Origin of the sequence: Paenibacillus sp. FSL H7-0940, assembly GCF_037979415.1 — a bacterium.
GTDB classification, from domain to species: domain Bacteria; phylum Bacillota; class Bacilli; order Paenibacillales; family Paenibacillaceae; genus Paenibacillus; species Paenibacillus amylolyticus.
This window is the reverse complement of the sequence record NZ_CP150280.1, coordinates 6608133-6627316: the sequence shown is the minus strand read 5'-3', so window position 1 is coordinate 6627316 and position 19184 is coordinate 6608133. Positions and strand designations below refer to the sequence as shown.

Annotated in this window: 1 protein-coding gene; it reads right to left on the bottom strand. The window is 54.0% G+C overall.

Annotated features, from left to right (window positions below; all coding sequences use genetic code 11):
- Positions 1–232: 232 nt before the first annotated feature.
- Positions 233–19126: a non-ribosomal peptide synthase/polyketide synthase gene (locus MHB71_RS29040; protein ID WP_340028291.1), complete on the bottom strand. Its 18894-nt coding sequence runs from the start codon at positions 19124–19126 to the stop codon at positions 233–235.
- Positions 19127–19184 lie beyond the last annotated feature (58 nt).

Below are 19184 nucleotides of genomic sequence, written 5' to 3'. Positions count from 1 at the left end.
ATGATGCTATAATAAATACTAAGTCTGAAAATAGATGAAAATCAATGTGCATCCCATAATATCAGAGTACTCATCCTATATCAGTTAAAGGCTTTCATTATAATAGCCTCATACTGTTTTGGACATAGGAACATTAATTATATTCATAAACAAAGGGTCCTGATGACAACTGTCATCAGGACCCTTTGTTACATAACTTAAATACCCATTTTCACCCAAGCCGAGTAAAGGATTAGAAAATAATATCAATAGCCTCTAGCTCATCTTGCTCCTGTTCGGATTGCCCGTTCAGGGAAATATCCTTGAGCAGCACCGAAGGCTGTTCGCCAATTTGGGTGATGATCACGAGCAGGTCCTGAGCGAAATTGTCGATCAGATTGCGCGTAAACAACTTCGTCGCATATTCAAACTGCCCGTTCATTCCCTCATCCAGCAACGAAATGACCAAGGTAAGGTCAAATTGAGCAACCGCATGCGTTTCCGGATAAGATTCGATCTGGATATCCCCGAAGCTTTGAACGTTATCTTCCTTCGTTTCCAGTGCAAACATGACATCAAATACAGGATTGCGGCTTTGATCGCGCGGCACCTGCAGCTTTTTCACAAGCTCTTCAAACGGATAATCCTGGTGGTCGTAGGCCCCCAGCATCGTTTCTTTGACTTCGTTCAAGTAAACAAGGAACGTCTTCTCCCCGGATGGATAATGGCGAATCGCCAACGTGTTGACAAACATTCCGATGAGCGGCTCCAGGTCGGCATGTGTGCGGCCCGAAACCGGTGTGCCTACAATGAAATCTTCTTGTCCCGAGTACTTGCTGAGCAGGATTGAATAGGCCGCCGATAACACCATATATAGGGTAGCACCGTTCTCATCGGCAATGCGCTGCAAGTTGTCAGTCATCTGCTTGTCGATACTGAAAGGTAGCACATCTCCCTCAAAGCTGCGAGCGGCAGATCTGACAAAGTCCGTAGGCAGCTCAAGCGTTGGCAGTTCACCTTCCAGCATGTCCAGCCAGTAGGCTTCCTGGGATTTCAGCCGTTCTTTTACAGGTTCGGACTGCTGCCAAGCAGCGAATTCCTTGTATTGAATCCGAAGCGGTTCCAGCGTCTCACCGTTATACAGGCGTAGCAGCTCTTCGATGAAGATACCCATCGACATGCCATCCGTGACGATATGATGAATGTCCAGCATAAGCAGATGACGTTCCGCTTCCCATTCAACTAAGCCCACACGCAGTAGCGGCGGCTGCTCCAAATCAAAGACACGTACAAAGGCATCCGCAATGCTTTTCGTTTCACTTTCCGTCGCCTTTGTATACTCGACGGCAAACTCCAAGTCCGAATAAATCCGTTGTACCGGTTCGCCGTCGACCATTTCGAAGCCGGTTCGCAAAACTTCGTGACGAGCGATTAATCCTTTGAGCGCCGCCTCGAATTGATTCCGCTCCAAGCGCCCGACGAGAACCGTCATGCCGGACATGTTGTAACTAAGCTCGGCCCCTTCCATCTGCTGCTGGATGTACAGCCGCTTTTGCACAGAGGAAAGCGGATAATACTCCCTTTTATCCAGAACCGGAATGGAAAGAAACTCCTGCTGCTCCAATCGGCTAATCACTTCAGCCATCGCTTCAATAGTCGAGTACCGGAATACATCGCGCAGTGGCAGGTCCACGTGCAGCTCCTTGTGCACCTTGCTGACCAGCGTCGTCGCCCGCAGCGAGTGACCGCCGAGGTCGAAGAAGTTGTCCGTCACACCAATCGTAACTGACCCAAGCACGTCCTGCCAGATGGAGACCAGTTTCGTCTCCAGATCGGTGCGTGGCGCCACGTATTCGCGCCCTGCACTTGCTCCCTCTTCCGGCGCCGGCAGCGCTTTCCGGTCGATTTTCCCGTTTGGTGTCAGAGGTAAATGCTCCAGCTCCACAAAGTACGACGGGATCATGTAACCTGGCAGCTCGCTGGAGATCGCTCGTTTCAGGTCGGCCGCCGTCAGTTCGATATCCGTTGTGTAGTATGCGCACAGTGCCTTTTGACCGTTCGCATCACTTCGAACCAGCACCACCGCTTCGCGTATACCTACCACCCGCAGCAGCTGCGACTCAATCTCACCCGTTTCGATCCGGTAGCCCCGGATTTTCGCTTGATTGTCGATCCGGCCGATGAAATCCACGTTTCCGTCCTCCATCCACCTCGCCAAATCTCCCGTGCGATATAACCGCTCACCCGCGGTGAAAGGGCTGTCTACAAACTTCTCTTCCGTCAGCTCTGGACGGTTCAAGTACCCACGTGCTACGCCAACGCCGCCGATGACCAGCTCGCCCAGCACACCGACGGGTACGGGATTCAGATGTGCATCCACGATGTAAAACTTCGCATTCAACCACGCTTTGCCAATCGGCACATGGCCTGTCTGCGGCAGTTTCGCCAATTCTTCGTCATAGAAACTGGAGTCGATTGCCGCTTCCGTCACACCATAGGCGTTAATGATGCGGAACGACGAGCCAAACCGCTCCTGCAAGGTACGGTAATCCGCTACACTGCAACTGTCCGAGCTTGTGATCAACAGCTCCATACCGCTTAACTTTTGCCCCTGCTCATGCACGTATTCCATAAACGGCACGACCAGTGCTGGTGTTGATTCAAAGATCGTCACTTGCTCCTGCTCTATCCAGTGGTGCAGACGAGATGGATCAATCCGGTCGTCCTTCGGTACAATGACCATGGTGCCTCCGTTATACAACGTGCGTGCGATATCGCCCACGAAAACATCAAATGAGAAGCTTGCGAGTTGCAACAGTCGCACCGGAAACTGATCCAACCGGTATTCCCGTCGGTAGCCCGCTGCCGTGTTCACTAGGCTGCGATGCTCGATCATCACGCCTTTTGGCTTGCCCGTCGTTCCCGACGTGTAGATGACGTACGCCAGATCCTCCGGACGGGCTTCATGGAAGCTGTCCATACCGACAACATCAACATCATTTGGATGACTCTCGCCACCACCGTTCACAGCCCCCGTTAGCTTGCCGTTGACTGGATCGGGAGCACTGTTGGAGCCTTGGCCAAAGTCCATTGGCACATTGCTTTGTTCCTCGCTGTATGACGTTTCGTCGTCGAGATACAGCACCGTCGCCAGTGCCAGTTCCTCTTCGCTGAGCCAGGCCTCGGCACGCTCTCGCAGCAGCGTTTGTGTCAGCAGTACCTTCGCTCCGCTGTCTTCCAGCATGAACCGCACGCGGTCCACCGGATAATCCGGGTCAAGCGGTACATACGCCCCGCCTGCTTTCCAGACGGCCATCACGGCCACCAGCAAATCGACCGAACGCTCGGCGAGAATGCCAACGATGGTCTCCCGACCGATGCCGCTTGCGCGCAGCGTGGCCGACAGACGGTTCGCCCGCTCGTTCAGCTCCACATACGTCAGCCGATCGTTTTCGTAAACGACAGCTTCAGCTTCGGGCGTGTGTTCCGCCTGTTCCTCGAACAGTCGATGGAACGCTGCCATAGGAGCCTGTTCCGGTTGCGCAGGGTTAAACGCGCCGACAATCTGCTCTTTTTCCTCTGCCGTTAACAAGTTCAGCTCGGCAATAGTCGCCGACGGGTTGCAGAGAATGGATTCAAGCAGCTGCAAGTAGTGAACAGCCAATTTCTCCACCGTTTCGGTTTTGTATAGAGCTGTGGCGTATTCAAACAGATATTCCAAGCCGTCCTCAATCTCGGTGACGTCCAAGCTGAGATCGAATTTGGAAACAATTTCTTCGCTGGCATACGTCGACAGATGCAGTCCCGGAAGCTGAATTTCCACATTTTCTGTATTCTGCAAAGCAAACATCGTATCAAACAGTGGATGACGGCGTAGATCACGAGCCACGTTTACCTTATCCACCAGTTCCTCAAACGGATAATTCTGATGTTCAAAAGCACCCAGCGTTGTCTCCTTGATTTCCTTCAAGTAGTCAAGGAACGTTTTACCGGCAGCCGGGTAACTGCGGATGGCCAAAGTATTAACGAACATCCCAATCAGCGGTTGAACGTCGCTATGATTTCTGCCCGCAATCGGCGTACCTACCACCACGTCTTCCTGACCTGAATATTTATGCAGAAGCACGTTATATGCCGCAAGCAGAACCATGTAAAGCGTTGCGCCGTTTTCAGCTGCAAGCCGTTTCAGACCTTCGCTTTTCTCAATATTCATAAACAATTGCAGCGTGCGGCCCTCATAGCTCTGCATAGCCGGGCGCGGATAGTCCGTTGGCATTTCCAGAACTGGCAGTTCTCCGCGGAACATGTCAATCCAGTAGGCTTCCTGCTTGGCAAGTTGCGTTTTCTGCTCGTCCGATTGCTGCCATACTGCATAATCTTTGTACTGAATGCGGAGTGGCTTGAGCGGCTCCCCGCTGTACAAGTGCACAAACTCTTCGATCAGTACGTCCATTGAAACGCCGTCCGATACGATATGATGTGTATCGAACATCAGGATGTGCCGGTCCGGCGCGAGTTCGGCAATGCCCACCCGCAGAAGTGGCGGCTTCGCTAGATCAAACGCACGAACAAATTGGCGCACCGTTTCTTCCGCCTGCTCCCCGCTGATCTGCACATATTCCACCTGGAAGGTGACTTCTTCGTAAATCCGCTGAACCGCTTCGCCTTCAACCATCTCAAAGCTGGTACGCAGCGTTTCATGACGAGCTACAAGCTCGCGGAACGCTTCTTCAAACCGCTGCCGGTTGAGCTGCCCTTCGAGCAGCATAGCTCCCGGTATATTGTAGCTCAGCTCGCCTCCTTCCAGCTGGTTCAAGATATAGAGACGTTTCTGCGCAGAAGAGAGCGGATAATACTCGCTAGGTTCCGCAGCCGGAATAGCCATAAACGAGCCGATCTCCAAATGCTCCATAGCCACAGCCATTTCCTCAACTGTCGAGTAGCGGAATACGTCGCGAAGCGGGAATTGGGCGCCCAGCTCCTTATGCATTTTGCTGACAAGTGTTGTCGCCCGCAGGGAGTGTCCTCCGAGGTCGAAGAAGTTGTCCGTTACGCCTACCGCCTTATCCCGAACTAGTACCTCCTGCCAAATGGCGGCTAGCTTTGCCTCCAGTTCGGTGCGCGGTGCCACGTATTCGCGGCCTCCTCCTGCTCCCCCTTCCGGCGCTGGCAGCGCCTTCCGGTCAATTTTCCCATTTGGCGTTAGAGGCAATTGCTCCAGTTCAACGAAATACGATGGAATCATGTATCCCGGTAGCTCGCTGGAGATCGCCCGTTTCAAATCTGCCGCCGTCAAGCCTTCTTCCACTGTATAATAAGCGCACAACGCTTTCTGCCCTTCTTGATCTTCCCTGACAACAACGACCGCTTCCTTCACGCCACCTACACTCAGCAGCTTTGCTTCGACTTCGCCCGTCTCGATCCGGTAACCCCGGATTTTCGCCTGGTTATCGATCCGGCCGATGAAGTCCACGTTGCCATCCTCCATCCACCTCGCCAAGTCTCCCGTGCGATACAACCGCTCACCAGCGGTGAAAGGACTGTCTACAAACTTCTCTTCCGTCAGCTCTGGACGGTTCAAATACCCGCGCGCCACACTGACTCCGCCGATAACCAATTCGCCCAGCACGCCGACTGGCACCGGGTTCAGATGTGCATCCACGATGTAAAACTTCGCATTCAACCACGCTTTGCCAATCGGAACATGGCCTGTTTGTGGCAGTTTCGCCAACTCCTCATCATAGAAACTGGAGTCAATTGCCGCTTCCGTCACACCGTAGGCGTTAATAATGCGGAACGACGAGCCAAACCGTTCCTGTAAGGTTCGGTATTCCGCCACACTGCAACTGTCTGAGCTTGTAATCAACAGCTCCATACTACTTAACTCTAGCCCCTGCTCATGCACGTATTCCATAAACGGCACGATCAGTGCCGGCGTTGATTCAAAGATCGACACTTGCTCCCGCTCTATCCAGTAGTGCAGACGAGACGGATCAATCCGGTCGTCCTTCGGTACAATCACCATGGTCCCTCCGTTGTACAGCGTCCGCGCGATATCGCCCACAAACACGTCGAACGAGAAGCTGGCGAGCTGCAACAGCCTTACCGGAAACTGATCCATCCGGTATTCCCGTCGGTAACCCGCTGCCGTGTTCACCAGGCTGCGGTGCTCGATCATCACGCCTTTTGGCTTGCCCGTCGTTCCCGACGTGTAGATGACATACGCCAAGTCCTCAGGACGGGCTTCATGGAAGCTGCCCATACCGACAACATCAACATCATTTGGATGGCTCTCATTACGGTCGTTCACAGCACCCGTCAGCTCGCTGGAGATCAGACCTGAAACCATGCTGGAGCCTTGGCCGAAGTCCATTGGTGCATTCGCTCGGTCTTCGCTGTATGACGTTTCGTCATCGAGATACAGCACCTTCTCCAGTGCTAGTTCCTCTTCGCCGAGCCAGGATTCGGCACGCTCTCGCAGCAGCGTTTGTGTCAGCAGTACCTTCGCTCCGCTGTCTTCCAGCATGAACCGCACGCGGTCCGCCGGATAATCCGGGTCAAGCGGTACATACGCCCCGCCCGCTTTCCAGACGGCCATCACGGCCACCAGCAAATCGACCGAACGCTCGGCGAGAATGCCAACGATGGTCTCCCGGCCTATTCCGCTTGCACGTAGCGTGGTCGACAGGCGGTTCGCCCGCTCGTTCAGCTCCGCATACGTCAGCCGATCCTTCTCGTATACGATGGCCTCCGCTTCCGGCGTGCGTTCCGCCTGTTCCTCGAACAGTCGATGGAACGCTGCCACAGGAGCCACTTCCGGCTGCACCGGATTAAACACACCGATAATTTCTTCTTTTTCCGCCGCCGTCAAAAGCTCTAACTCATGTACACGAACATTCGGATTAGCCGCAACCTGCTCCAATGCACGGGCAAAATGACCGTGGATCTGCCTGATGTCTTGCTCTCTGAATGTCAGTGCATTGTACGTAAACCTCAGCAAAATATGCTCTTCCGGAATGACGGTAATGTCCAGATCGTAGTTCGTTTGTTCCGGCGATTGGATATTAGCGATTTTCAGCGCTTCTTGTCCTCCGCCGACAACCTGCTCAATCTGTTCTTCCATCGGATAATTTTCAAAGACCATAATATGGTTGATCAAGTCGCTCTTTTGCTCGCTCAGCGACTGAATTTCGAAGAGCGGGAACGTTTCGTAAGCTCCCGATGTCAGCGCTTGATCCTGGGTTTTTCTCAAAATATCGGCTACCGTCTCCTCGGCTTTGCCTTGAATACGGACGGGGATCGTATTAATAAACAGACCGATCATGCTTTCGATACCCGGAATCTCCGCTGGACGCCCGGATACGACGGAGCCAAATACAACATCATCGCTGTTGTTGTATACCTGCAGAACCAGTCCCCATACGGTCTGCATGAATGTATTAAGCGTCACCTGATGCTGGCGCGCCACCCGCTCGATTTGCCCAGTCAGTTCCTTGCTGAGTTCCACATCGATCTCAGCTGCTTCAAAAGTGCCCTGCTTCAGCCCTGTTTTCTCCCGAGGCAGCTTGGTCTGCTGATCATAACCCGCCAAATACTCGGACCAGTAACGCGAAGCTTTCGCGGCATCTTGAGCTTCCAGCCATTCGATATACCGAGAGTACGAGGTAACCGGAGGAAGCTCCAGCGTCCGTTGCTCCTGGAACGCGAAGTAGGTGTCGAACACTTCCTTGATCATTAAGGACATGCACCAGCCGTCCAACAAAATGTGATGGTGACTCCAGATCACTTGGTAGGACTCGTCGCCCGTACGCAAAACTGTAACGCGCATCAGAGAGCCTTGGGCCAAATCGAACTTGTTCGCTTTATCCGCGCTGACAAAATCGGCTATCGTCTTCTCCGGGTGTTCATCTCTTGCCGAGCGAATATCTTCAAAGTACACTTCACACTTCCGCTCGCGGAATACCACTTGAATCGGCTCGTCTCTCCAGCCGGTAATAAAATTGGTCCGCAGCGCCTCATTTCGCTGTACCAGCGTATCCAATCCGCGGGTGAAGGCTTCCACATTCAGGCTTCCATACAGATCGAAGGTCACCTGTTCGAAGTAGGCTTCCGAATCGGCATCCAGCAAGCTGTGGAACAACATCCCTTTTTGCAGCGGAGTAAGGGTGTATACATTCTCCAGTTCGCCGAGTGCCGTCGTATGTTCGGACAGCCGCTCCAGTTCCTCCACCGTCACATCTTGAAGCAGTACGTCACTAGGCGTAAGCTCCGGCCGCTCTTTCGATACGCAATGGCTGATGACTTCAAGCAAACTCGATTGAAGCAGGGTGCCCAGGCGCTCAACCGTCTCCCGTTGATACTGGGTTTCCCCATAACGGATCGTAAGTTCCAACACGCCTTCCGATACCATACCGTTGATATCGAGGACATAATTCATCACAGCATTCGGGCTTGAATCGGAGCCCGGACTGAACGGAGACGGCTGCGAGCCGCTGCTTTCGTAATCCTGGTCGAACTGACCCAGATAGTTGAAACTGATCTCCGGCTCTAAAGCAAAGCGCTCGCCGTCATGCGGCGCCGACAAATAACGCAGGATGCCGTAGCCGATTCCTTTGTTCGGAATGCGGCGCAAGTTTTCTTTCACCTGTTTCACCTGATGACCGAGCGCCTGGACGTGACCCGGCTCCAGAACGACAGGGAATTGGCTTGTAAACCAGCCTACCGTCCGCGTAATGTCCACATCCGGCAAAAGTTCTTCCCGACCGTGGCCTTCGAGATTCACCAGCACGCGTTCCCGACCGCTCCAAGCTTGTACCGCGAGGCCAAGCGCGGCAAGCAGCAAATCGTTCATTTCCGTATGGTAAGCACGGTGTGCCTGCTTCAGCAGCTGTTCGGTTTCCTCCGCCGTCCAGCGGACGGTCACGAGCCCGCTGTCCTTCAGCTTGGATGTGCCTTGTTCAAAATCTTTTGGAAGCGGCTCATAGGTCAATTGCTCGAGATGCTGCCAATACGCTCTCTCGCTTTCCATCGCCGGACCGTTCGCATAATCAGCGAGCTGTTTCGCCCACGTTTGGAATGAATCCGTTTTGAGCGGCAGACGGATCAGCTGCCCTTGCAGCGCCTGCTCATAGCCGACAGCAAAATCCTCAAGCAGAATCCGCCAGGATACGCCGTCTACGACCAAGTGGTGGATCGCGATCAGCAGATGATCTCCATCCGTACAACGGAACAAGCCGAGCTTCAGCAAAGGCCCTGCCTGCAGGTCAATGCTGCGCTGAAGCTCGTTCGCCTTGGCTTCGATCGCCTGCGCGCAGTCCGTCATTCCACGGAAATCGATCACTTCCAGGTTGTAGAGCTCGCCATCGCTTTCCGCGATGCCCCGGTTCCATGCCGCATACCCGCTCTCGGTCCGGCTGAAGACGAGGCGCAGCGCATCGTGATGCTCGGCCAGCTTCCGCACGGCCTGATGAAGCGCCGCTTCGTCATAGCCTTCCTCCCGGTACAGCATCACCGCCTGGTTAAAGTGGTGCAGCTCGGCGAACGACTGCTCGAAGAACCAGCGCTGAATCGGCGTCAGCCCCGTATCTCCCTTAGCTGCCCCCTGATCGGCGCGTCTTAAGACCGACTGGAGATACGGGCTTAATTCCGCTACGGTCGGATATTTGAACAAATGCTTAATTTCCAGCTTGTACCCGGCCTGATATAGCCTGGACGACACCTGGATCGATTTAATTGAATCCCCGCCGAGTTCGAAGAAATTGTCCATCACGCCGATCGGACGACCCGTTCCCAGCACCTTTTGCCACACCGCAACCAACGTCTGCTCCGCCGCCGTCCGGGGCGCCACGTATTCCGTTCCAACGAGCATACTGCTTTCCGGTGCGGGCAGCGCCTTGCGGTCAAGCTTTCCGCTGTGTGTGAGGGGCATCCGCTCCAGCTGCACGAAGTAGGACGGAATCATGTACGCAGGCAGATCCTCCGCCAGCGCGCTTCGCAGCTCGCTCGCCGCAAGCGGCTTGTCCGCCACGAAGTACGCGCAGAGCTGCTTCTGACCGGCTTCGTCCTCTCTGGCGATGACAACCCCCTCTTGTACGGACGCCGCTTTCAGGACCTGCGCCTCCACCTCGCCGAGTTCGATCCGGTACCCGCGGATTTTCACCTGATGGTCGATCCGGCCCATATACTCGATGTTGCCGTCCGGCAGCCATCTGGCCAGATCGCCCGTCCGGTACATCCGCCCGCCCGGCGCGAACGGACACTCTACGAATTTCTCCGCGGTCAGCTCGGGACGGTTCAAGTAGCCTCTAGCCAGACCTACGCCCGCGATGCACAACTCGCCCGGCACGCCGATCGGCTGCAGCGCTGTCGTCCCTTCCTTGACAATATGCAGCCGGATGTTCGAGATCGGCTTGCCGATCGGCACCGATACATACGCCTCTTCCGGTCCGCAATCGTAGTACGAGACATCAACCGTCGCTTCCGTAGGCCCATAAAGGTTGATCAGCTGCGCTTGATTCACGGATGACGAAATCCACTGCCAGAACCGGCTCACATGCGATGTCGCCAGCGCTTCCCCGCTTGCAAACACCCGTTTCAGCGAAGACAGCTTGTTACCCAGATCTTCACTCGGCTGACGCTCGACATATTCGAGGAAGGCGTGCAGCATCGACGGCACAAAGTGCATCGTGGTGACGGATTGCCGTTCGATCGTGTCCAGAATCGTCTCGGGATTCTTCTCTCCGCCCGGCGGCAGCAAGCAAACTTTGGCCCCCGTCCAAGCCCACCAAAACAGCTCCCACACGGAAACGTCGAAGGTGATCGCCGTCTTTTGCAGAATCGTATCCCTGGAGTCGATCGGGTATGCATTCTGCATCCACAGCAGCCGGTTGATCACCGGACGGTGCTCCACCATGACGCCTTTGGGCTTGCCTGTCGAGCCCGATGTGTAAATGACGTAGGCCAGATGCTCCGGTCCGCTGGCCAGCTCCAGATTCGAGCCGTCTTCGTCATACGCGGATGGATCGTTCAGATCGACGAGCGATAGACCACCAAGTGGCTCTGTCCCGGCAAATGACGCGCTTTCCCGCAAATGGCTCTGAATCAGCAGCAGCCTAGCGCACGAATCTTCGAGCATGTAGCGAATACGCTCCTGCGGGAATTGCGGGTCGATCGGCACGTAGGCGCCCCCGGCCTTCAAGATCGCATAGATGCCGACAATCATCTCCAGCGAGCGCTCGGCCATGATCGCGATCGGCTGATCGGCCTGCGCGCCAGAGGCACGCAAGGATCGCGCCAGCCGGTTCGCCCGCTCGTTCAACTCCCGGTAAGTCAGACGGCTGTCCTCATAGACAACGGCCACCTGCTCCGGCGTTCGCTCTGCTTGCTCCTCGAACAGCTCGTGGATCGTTCTCTCTCTCCACGACTCATCCGCTTCCAAGCCTGGACCCTCTGAGGCGGATTGCTTCGCCAGAGCCGAAGACGACACGGCAAACCCGACCAGCAAATCATGCTTTTCGCTGTCCTTCAAAATATTCAAATCCGAGATCCTCGCACCCGGCTGAGCCAGGATCGATGCCAAAAGCTGCTCGTAATGACCCGCCAGCCGTACCATCGTTTCCTGTCTAAACAACGAGGTAGCGTACTCGATCTTGCAAACCAGCTCGTTACCCTCTTCCACGATATCCAGGCTAAGATCAAACTTTGCTCTCTTTTCCTCGATGTCAAACAGCGACCATTGCAAACCTTCCAGGGCTAAATCCAGGCTTTCGTGCTTTTGCAAAGAAAACATGGTGTCAAACAGCGGATTCCGGCTTAAATTCCGGCTCACCTGAAGAGCTTCTACCAGCTCCTCGAACGGATAGTCCTGGTGCTCGTAGGCTCCAAGCGTCGTTTCCTTCACATCCTGCAAGTAATCCAGGAACGTCCGCTCTGCCGTTGGACCCAAGCGAAGGGCCAGCGTATTGACAAACATGCCGATAATCGGTTGCAGGTCGGCGTGAGAACGAGCGGCAATCGGAGTGCCGACTACGATATCTTCCTGTCCCGCGTATTTATGAAGCAATACGGAGTAAGCAGCCAGCAGAAGCATGTACAGCGTCGCCCCCGAATCTCCGGCAAGCCGTTTTAGAGCTTCGCTTTTCTCCGCATCCAGCGCAAACGTGAGCGTTTGACCGTCAAACTGCCGGACGGCTGGGCGGGAAAAGTCAAGAGGCAGCTCAAGAACCGGAAGCTCGGAGCTGAATACCCCACGCCAGTATTCCTCCTGCCGTTTGATACGCTGACATTGCTCGTCGGATTGCTGCCAAACGGCGTAATCCTTGTATTGAATCCGCAGCTCCGGCAATTCTTCCCCATTGTAAAGCCCCACAAATTCGCGTAGTAGCACGTCCATGGAAAGACCGTCGGAACCAATATGATGCATATCCAGCGCAAGCAGGAATTTCTCTTTTTCAAGTATGATCAGCAGGACGCGCAGCAAAGGCGGCTGGGTCAAGTCAAAAGGCTGAATGAAGCCTTCCAGAATGGCCGCGACCTGATCTTTGCTTGCTTGAAGCTTCTCGACCTTGAAATCTACGAGCGGATGAATACGCTGAACCGGCTCTCCATTCACGATTTCAAAACCGGTGCGCAGCATATCGTGCCGGGCCACCAAAGTAGTCAGCGCCTTTTCCACTTTGGCCTCGTTCAAAGTCCCTTTCAATTGCAAGGCGCTCGGAATGTTGTAATTCAGCTCCGAGCTATCTAGCTGGTGCAGGACATACAGCCTTTTTTGCGCAGAGGAAACTGGATAGTATGCTTTCTCTTCCGCTTTTGGAATGGAGCTGTGCTCTGATTCTTCCAAGCTGGCAATAGCCCCGGCCATCGATTCCACCGTCATATAGCGGAACACATCGCGCAGCGGAAGTTCAACGTTCATTTCCTTACGAATCTTGCTGACAAGGTTTGTCGCCCGCAAGGAATGCCCTCCGAGCTCGAAGAAATTGTCCAGGATTCCAATGCCGGAGTAACCCAGCACTTCCTCCCAGATCTGTACAAGCTGGGACTCAATAAGGTTACGAGGGGCTACGTGTTCGATGCCCGTTTGCAGGCTACCTTGCGGCTCCGGCAGCGCTTTGCGGTCCACTTTGCCGTTAGACGTCAGCGGCATGCGCTCCAGCTGCACGAAATACGACGGGATCATGTATCCCGGCATTCCCTGTGCCAGCGAGGTTCTCATTTCGCTGACTGTCAGCGTCCGGTCTGCAACAAAGTAGGCAACAAGTGCCTTCTCTCCCTCGTTGTCCTGACGGGCGAGCACCACCGCTTCTTCCACGCCCTCCACGTTCAGAAGTTGCGTCTCGATTTCGTCCAGCTCGATCCGGTACCCGCGGATTTTGACCTGATGGTCGATCCGGCCGAGGTATTCAATGTTGCCGTCCGGTAGCCATGCCGCCAAGTCGCCTGAGCGATACAGTTTTTCCCCCTCCGCAAACGGGGAATCAACGAACTTTTCCGCCGTCAAATCCGGTCGATTCAGGTATCCTCTTGCCAGGCCTTCACCGGCCACGTACATTTCGCCTGCTACGCCGATCGGAACAGGACGACGGTTTTCATCCAGAACATACACGCTCAGCGTCGGGATCGGCTTGCCGATATTACTCTTTGCCGCCTCCATCTCGATCCATGTAATTTCCTTATACGTCACGTGAACCGTCGTTTCGGTAATACCGTACATATTGATCAGCTTTGTCTCCGGGTACTTCGTCTTGAAACCCTTGAGCAACAGCGGGCTGAGTGCTTCGCCGCCAAAGATGACGTTGCGAATCCGCAGATTGTACGGATGGTCCGCTAAAACCTCACGCAGCAGTTGGTAGAAATATGTTGGCGTCTGGTTCAAAATCGTGACCTGTTCGCAGCTCAGCAGTGCCAGGAACTCGGCCGGATTTTTCGCCGTAAGTGGCGGTACGATAACCAGCTTTCCTCCATTCAGAAGTGCTCCGTACATCTCCCAGACGGAGAAATCGAAGCAGAACGAGTGGAATAACGTCCACGTGTCGGACGGCCCAAAGTCGAACAGGTTCTTGTCGTTGAACAAAAGGCGCACGACGTTTTTATGCTCAATCAACGTGCCTTTGGGTTTGCCGGTCGTTCCCGATGTGTAGATGACATAAGCCAGGTTACCCGGCCCGGAAATCGGTTCTAGATTCGAAGCGTCCAGCGCACCAGCGGAGTCCGCCCCTTTGTCGCCCCAAACGAAATCGTCCAATTCAAGGCGCGTTCCTGCGAAGTCGGTCTTCTCATGCAAATGCCTTTGAATCAGCAATAACGGTGCGCCCGAATCCTCAATCATGAAGCGTATGCGTTCCTCCGGGTAGTCGGGATCGACAGGCACGTAGGCTCCACCCGCTTTGAGAATCGCCAGAATGCCGACGACCATATCAAGCGAACGTTCGGCCAGAATCGCTACCAACTGATCCGCTTCGACTCCTGTCTCCCGCAGCTTACGCGCAAGGCGGTTGGATCGCTCGTTCAGTTCGTGGTAGCTCAGCTGCCGCTCATTCATGACGGCGGCCACGTTATCCGGGTAAAGCTTCGCCTGCTCTTCGAACAAGCCATGAATCGTCTGCTGACGCGGGTAGTCTGCCTCCGAATCATTAAAACCGCGCACCAGTTCACGGATTTCCTGCTCGGTTAGCATTTCCAGCGAAGCAATATCCCCTTCCGGCGCTGTTGCGATAGTTTCGAGTAGCTTGTCATAATGTCTGGCGAACCGCTCCGCGGTCTCCTGTTTATACAAAGCCGTAGCGTACTCCAACCGGCATTCGAGCTGGCCATCCAGTTCCGAAATATCCAGAAGCAGCTCGAACTTGGACGTTCGGTTTTCCAACGGATAAAACGATTGCTCCAGCCCCTCGATGACAATTTGCTCATTCTCCGTATTTTGCAGGGAGAAGAACGTATCAAAGAGCGGATTCCGGCCGGTCGCGCGTGGTATATGAAGACTTTCCACCAAATCTTCGAACAAATAATTTTGGTGTTCAAAAGCCCCGAGTGTGATTTCCTTCATTTCTTCCAGGTACTTAAGGTACGGCTTGGAACGCTCCGGATGGCTGCGAATGGCAAGCGTGTTGATAAACATACCTACGATTGGCTGCACTTCTTCCTGCGTTCTTCCGGCAATCGGCGTTCCCACGATCAGATCTTCCTGACCCGAATATTTATGCATAAGGATCGAGTAAGCAGACAACAGCACCATGTACAGGGTCGTGCCCGTCCGTGCGGCCAGTTCTTTCAGCTTTTCCGTCCGTTCTTTCCCAATATCAAACTTCACGGTCCGGCCGTCAAAACTTTGCACCGCAGGCCGCGGGAAGTCCGTCGGCAGTTCCAATACAGGCAACTCGCCCGACAGCTGTTCCAGCCAGTACTCCTTCTGCGGCTGGATCAACTGCCCGTAGGCTTCGGAATGCTGCCAAACGGCATAATCTTTGTATTGAATACGCAACGGAGCCAGCTCCTCACCACGATACAGGCGGCTGAACTCGTCGAAAAGCAATGCTGTCGAGATGCCATCCGAGACGATGTGATGCATATCGAACAACAGGATGTGGCGATCCTCGGCGACTTCGATCAGGCCGATGCGAAGAAGTGGCGGCTTTGTCAGATCAAACGGGTGAAAGTATGCTTCCACCACATGGTCCACTTCTAGCTCGCTCGCCTGGAAATAATCTACAGCAAACTCCACCTCGTCATAGATGCGCTGCACAAGCTCGCCTTGAACCTGCTCGATCCCAGTACGCAGCGTCTCATGGCGCTGAATCAACGCCCGGAATGCGTACTCTACGCGCGTGCGGTCCAGCTTGCCTTCGAGAAGAAGCGCCGCCGACATATTGTAGCTACGCTCGGCCGCGTCAAGCTGGCGCAGGACGTACAGACGCTTTTGCTCGGATGAAACCGGATAGTACTCGATCTCTGCCGCCTTTGTAATCTCATAGGTTTCCTGCTGCTTTAAACCGCTAATTCTTTGGGCAAGCTGTTCGATCGTGGTGTAGCGGAAAACGTCCCGCAGCGGAACCTCGACTTGTAGCTCTTTTCGAATCTTGGAAACAAGCGCGGAGGCCCGCAAGGAATGACCACCCAGGTCAAAGAAATCGTCTTGGACTCCAACTCGCGCAATACCCAGCACCTGCTGCCAAATAAGAGCAAGTCTTGTTTCCAGCGTTGTGCGAGGAGCCACATACTCACGGCCGGCTTCTATCTCTCCGGTCGGCTCAGGTAGCGCTTTACGGTCAATCTTGCCGTTCGGTGTGAGCGGAAGCTGATCAAGAGACACCAACCGGGCCGGAACCATATGCGCAGGCAGCTCTTGTTTCAATTGGGACAGCAGATCGCTCAGTTGCAAGGAAACATCCCCCGCCACGTAACCGCACAAATACTTTTGCCCCTGCTCATCCGTACGGTCAGTCACCACAGCCTGCTTGACCCCCGGGAAACTGAGCAGGGCCGTTTCAATTTCGCCGAGTTCGATCCGGAACCCGCGAATTTTCACCTGATAGTCGATCCGGCCGATGAAGTCAACGTTGCCGTCTTCCAGCCAGCGGGCCAAATCTCCTGTCCGATACAGACGTTCTCCAGGCACAAACGGGCTGTCTGCAAACTTCTCGGCGGTTAGGTCCGGACGGTTCCAATACCCGCGCGCCACCCCGGCGCCGCCGATGACAAGCTCCCCCGGAATCCCTACAGGAACCGGCTTTAACCCGGCATCTACAATGTAAAACCGGGCGTTCAGCCAGGCTTTGCCGATCGGCACATGACCCAACGATGGCAGCTTGTCCAGCGGCTCATCGTAAAAGCTGCTGTCAATGGCCGCTTCGGTAACGCCGTAGCTATTGATGATACGGAATTGTCCGCCGAATCTTTCCTGCAGCAATCGGTAATCGGTGACACTGCAAGCATCCGAGCTGGTAATCAGCAAATGCATGGAGCTGACGTCCAGCCCTTCTTCATAAATATGCTGCATGAACGGCAGGATAAGCGCAGGCGTCGATTCAAATACCGTAATGTTTTGGTCCCGAATCCAGCCGTATAAGCGGTTCGGATCAATCCGGTCATCCTTTGGCACAATTACCATCGTTCCTCCGTTATACAGCGTCCGCGCGATGTCTCCAACGAACACGTCAAACGAGAAGCTCGCCAGTTGCAGCAACCGCACCGGGAACTGATCCAACCGGTACTCACGGCGGTACGCATCCGCCGTATTCATGAGACTACCATGCTCGATCATGACGCCTTTTGGACGTCCCGTCGTACCGGAGGTGTAAATCACATAAGCCAAGTCTTGTGGGGCACTGTCAGCAGATTCAAATTCCATGGCTGAGGTATCCCCGTTATACATCTGTTCATCGTCCATCGCATAGACAGCTTGAAGCTTCAGCCGGTCATCGGCCAGCCAACCTCCGGCCCCCTCCAACAGATGACGCTGCGTAAGCAGCACCGATGCTTCGCTATCGCTGAGCATGTACTCAATCCGCTCCGCCGGATAATCGGGGTCCAGCGGTACATAAGCTCCGCCGGCTTTCCATACGGCGAGCACACCGACCAGAAGTTCCACCGAACGCTCTGCCCAGATCCCCGTAATCGTCTCCCTGCCCACTCCCTGTTCACGAAGGAGCGCAGCCAGCCGCTCAGCGCGTTTGTTCAATTCGCCGTAAGTCAGCTTTTTGTCCATGTAAACAACTGCCGGGTGATCCGGAATGTCTCGGGCAAACTTTTCGACATACCGATGAAACGCTATTCCCTCGCTCAGTGCTGCCACCGGCGGGTTAAACACGTCCAGAATACGGTGTCTCTCCTCATCGCTCAACAGAGAAATCTCGCGCACCCGCAGTTCGGGAGTCTCAAGAAACTGGTCCAAAACGGTTACATACTGTTCCATAATGCGATCAATCTCGGTCGTCTCGAACAGGTCGGTACGATAGGAAGCATGGAGAATGACATGGCCTTCATTCAGCATATGGTCGAAGCGCAGCAGTAGATCGTCCATCTCGTGTCTAGCAAAGTGAGCCTCCAGACGTACCTTGATTTCTTCGTACTCCACGATTTTCAAAGGTAGATATTCCAGAGACGTGCGGAACAACTCCGAAAGATCGTTGCGGCCGTGTTGTTCGCGTAAATCCTGAATCAATTGGTTATACGGATATTTCTGATGCCGCAGATCCGCCGTATTTTCCTTGGAAACCGTTTGGATCAAGGAAAGCACGGACCCAACTGGATTCAGACTAATCCGCGTAGCCACAGTGCTGACGAACATACCGATCGTTTCTTTTTCCTTCTTGCTGGTGCGATTGGCAAACACCGTGCCGACTGGAACATCGGTGCTGTCGGTCAGCTTATACAATAAGACGTACATGGCGGACAAAAATAACGTATATAAACTAACCTGATATTGTTCGCTAAAAGCCAGAATGCGGTCATAGCGGGAACCATCCAAAGTGATGGAACGTTTATTCGATTCGCTGCCAATCGAGAATGGCGGAACTGATTTAATGCCGCTCGTTTCAGGCAAAGTGTTGTACTTGGTTAGCCAATATTCCTTGCCTTTTTGATAACGCTGCGATTGCTCATATTCATGCTCAGTTGAAATATAATCCAGATAGGATGGGGCCTGGTAACTGCTGAAGATGCCATTGCGCAGTTCCAGGTATTTTTCCATCACCGCATGCAGCAAAGCAGTGACGGACAAGCCATCGGCGATGATATGATTTATAGTCAAATTAAGCCATACTTGGCCGTTCGCAAAATGGATCATCGTAAATTGATAGAGGTGTTCGTCGAACACACTCGCCGGTTTTTCGGTTACTTCTTTCACCCAAGCATAGAATTGTTCGGTTGTGCCTATTTCGAGGTGGCTTATCCTGGTTTGGACATTCTGCAGCTCTTCGAACCACTGCGTTGGATTTTGCATATCCCCGCTAATGCGGATTCGGAAAGCATCATAGGTTTTGACAATCTCTGCCGCCGCTTGCTCAAGCAGCTTGGTGTCGATCTCGCCCGTAATCTGGTAGGTCGCGGAAAGCATCGTGATGGATGTGCCCGGATTCATAATTTCCATGAACCATATCCGGCGCTGGGCTTGCGTTAATCCATATTGCTTGTTCGTATTCTCTCTCACATCGACACACTCCCGTATTAGAGATTGTTTGTAGATAGGCTTTGTACCTGAATATCAG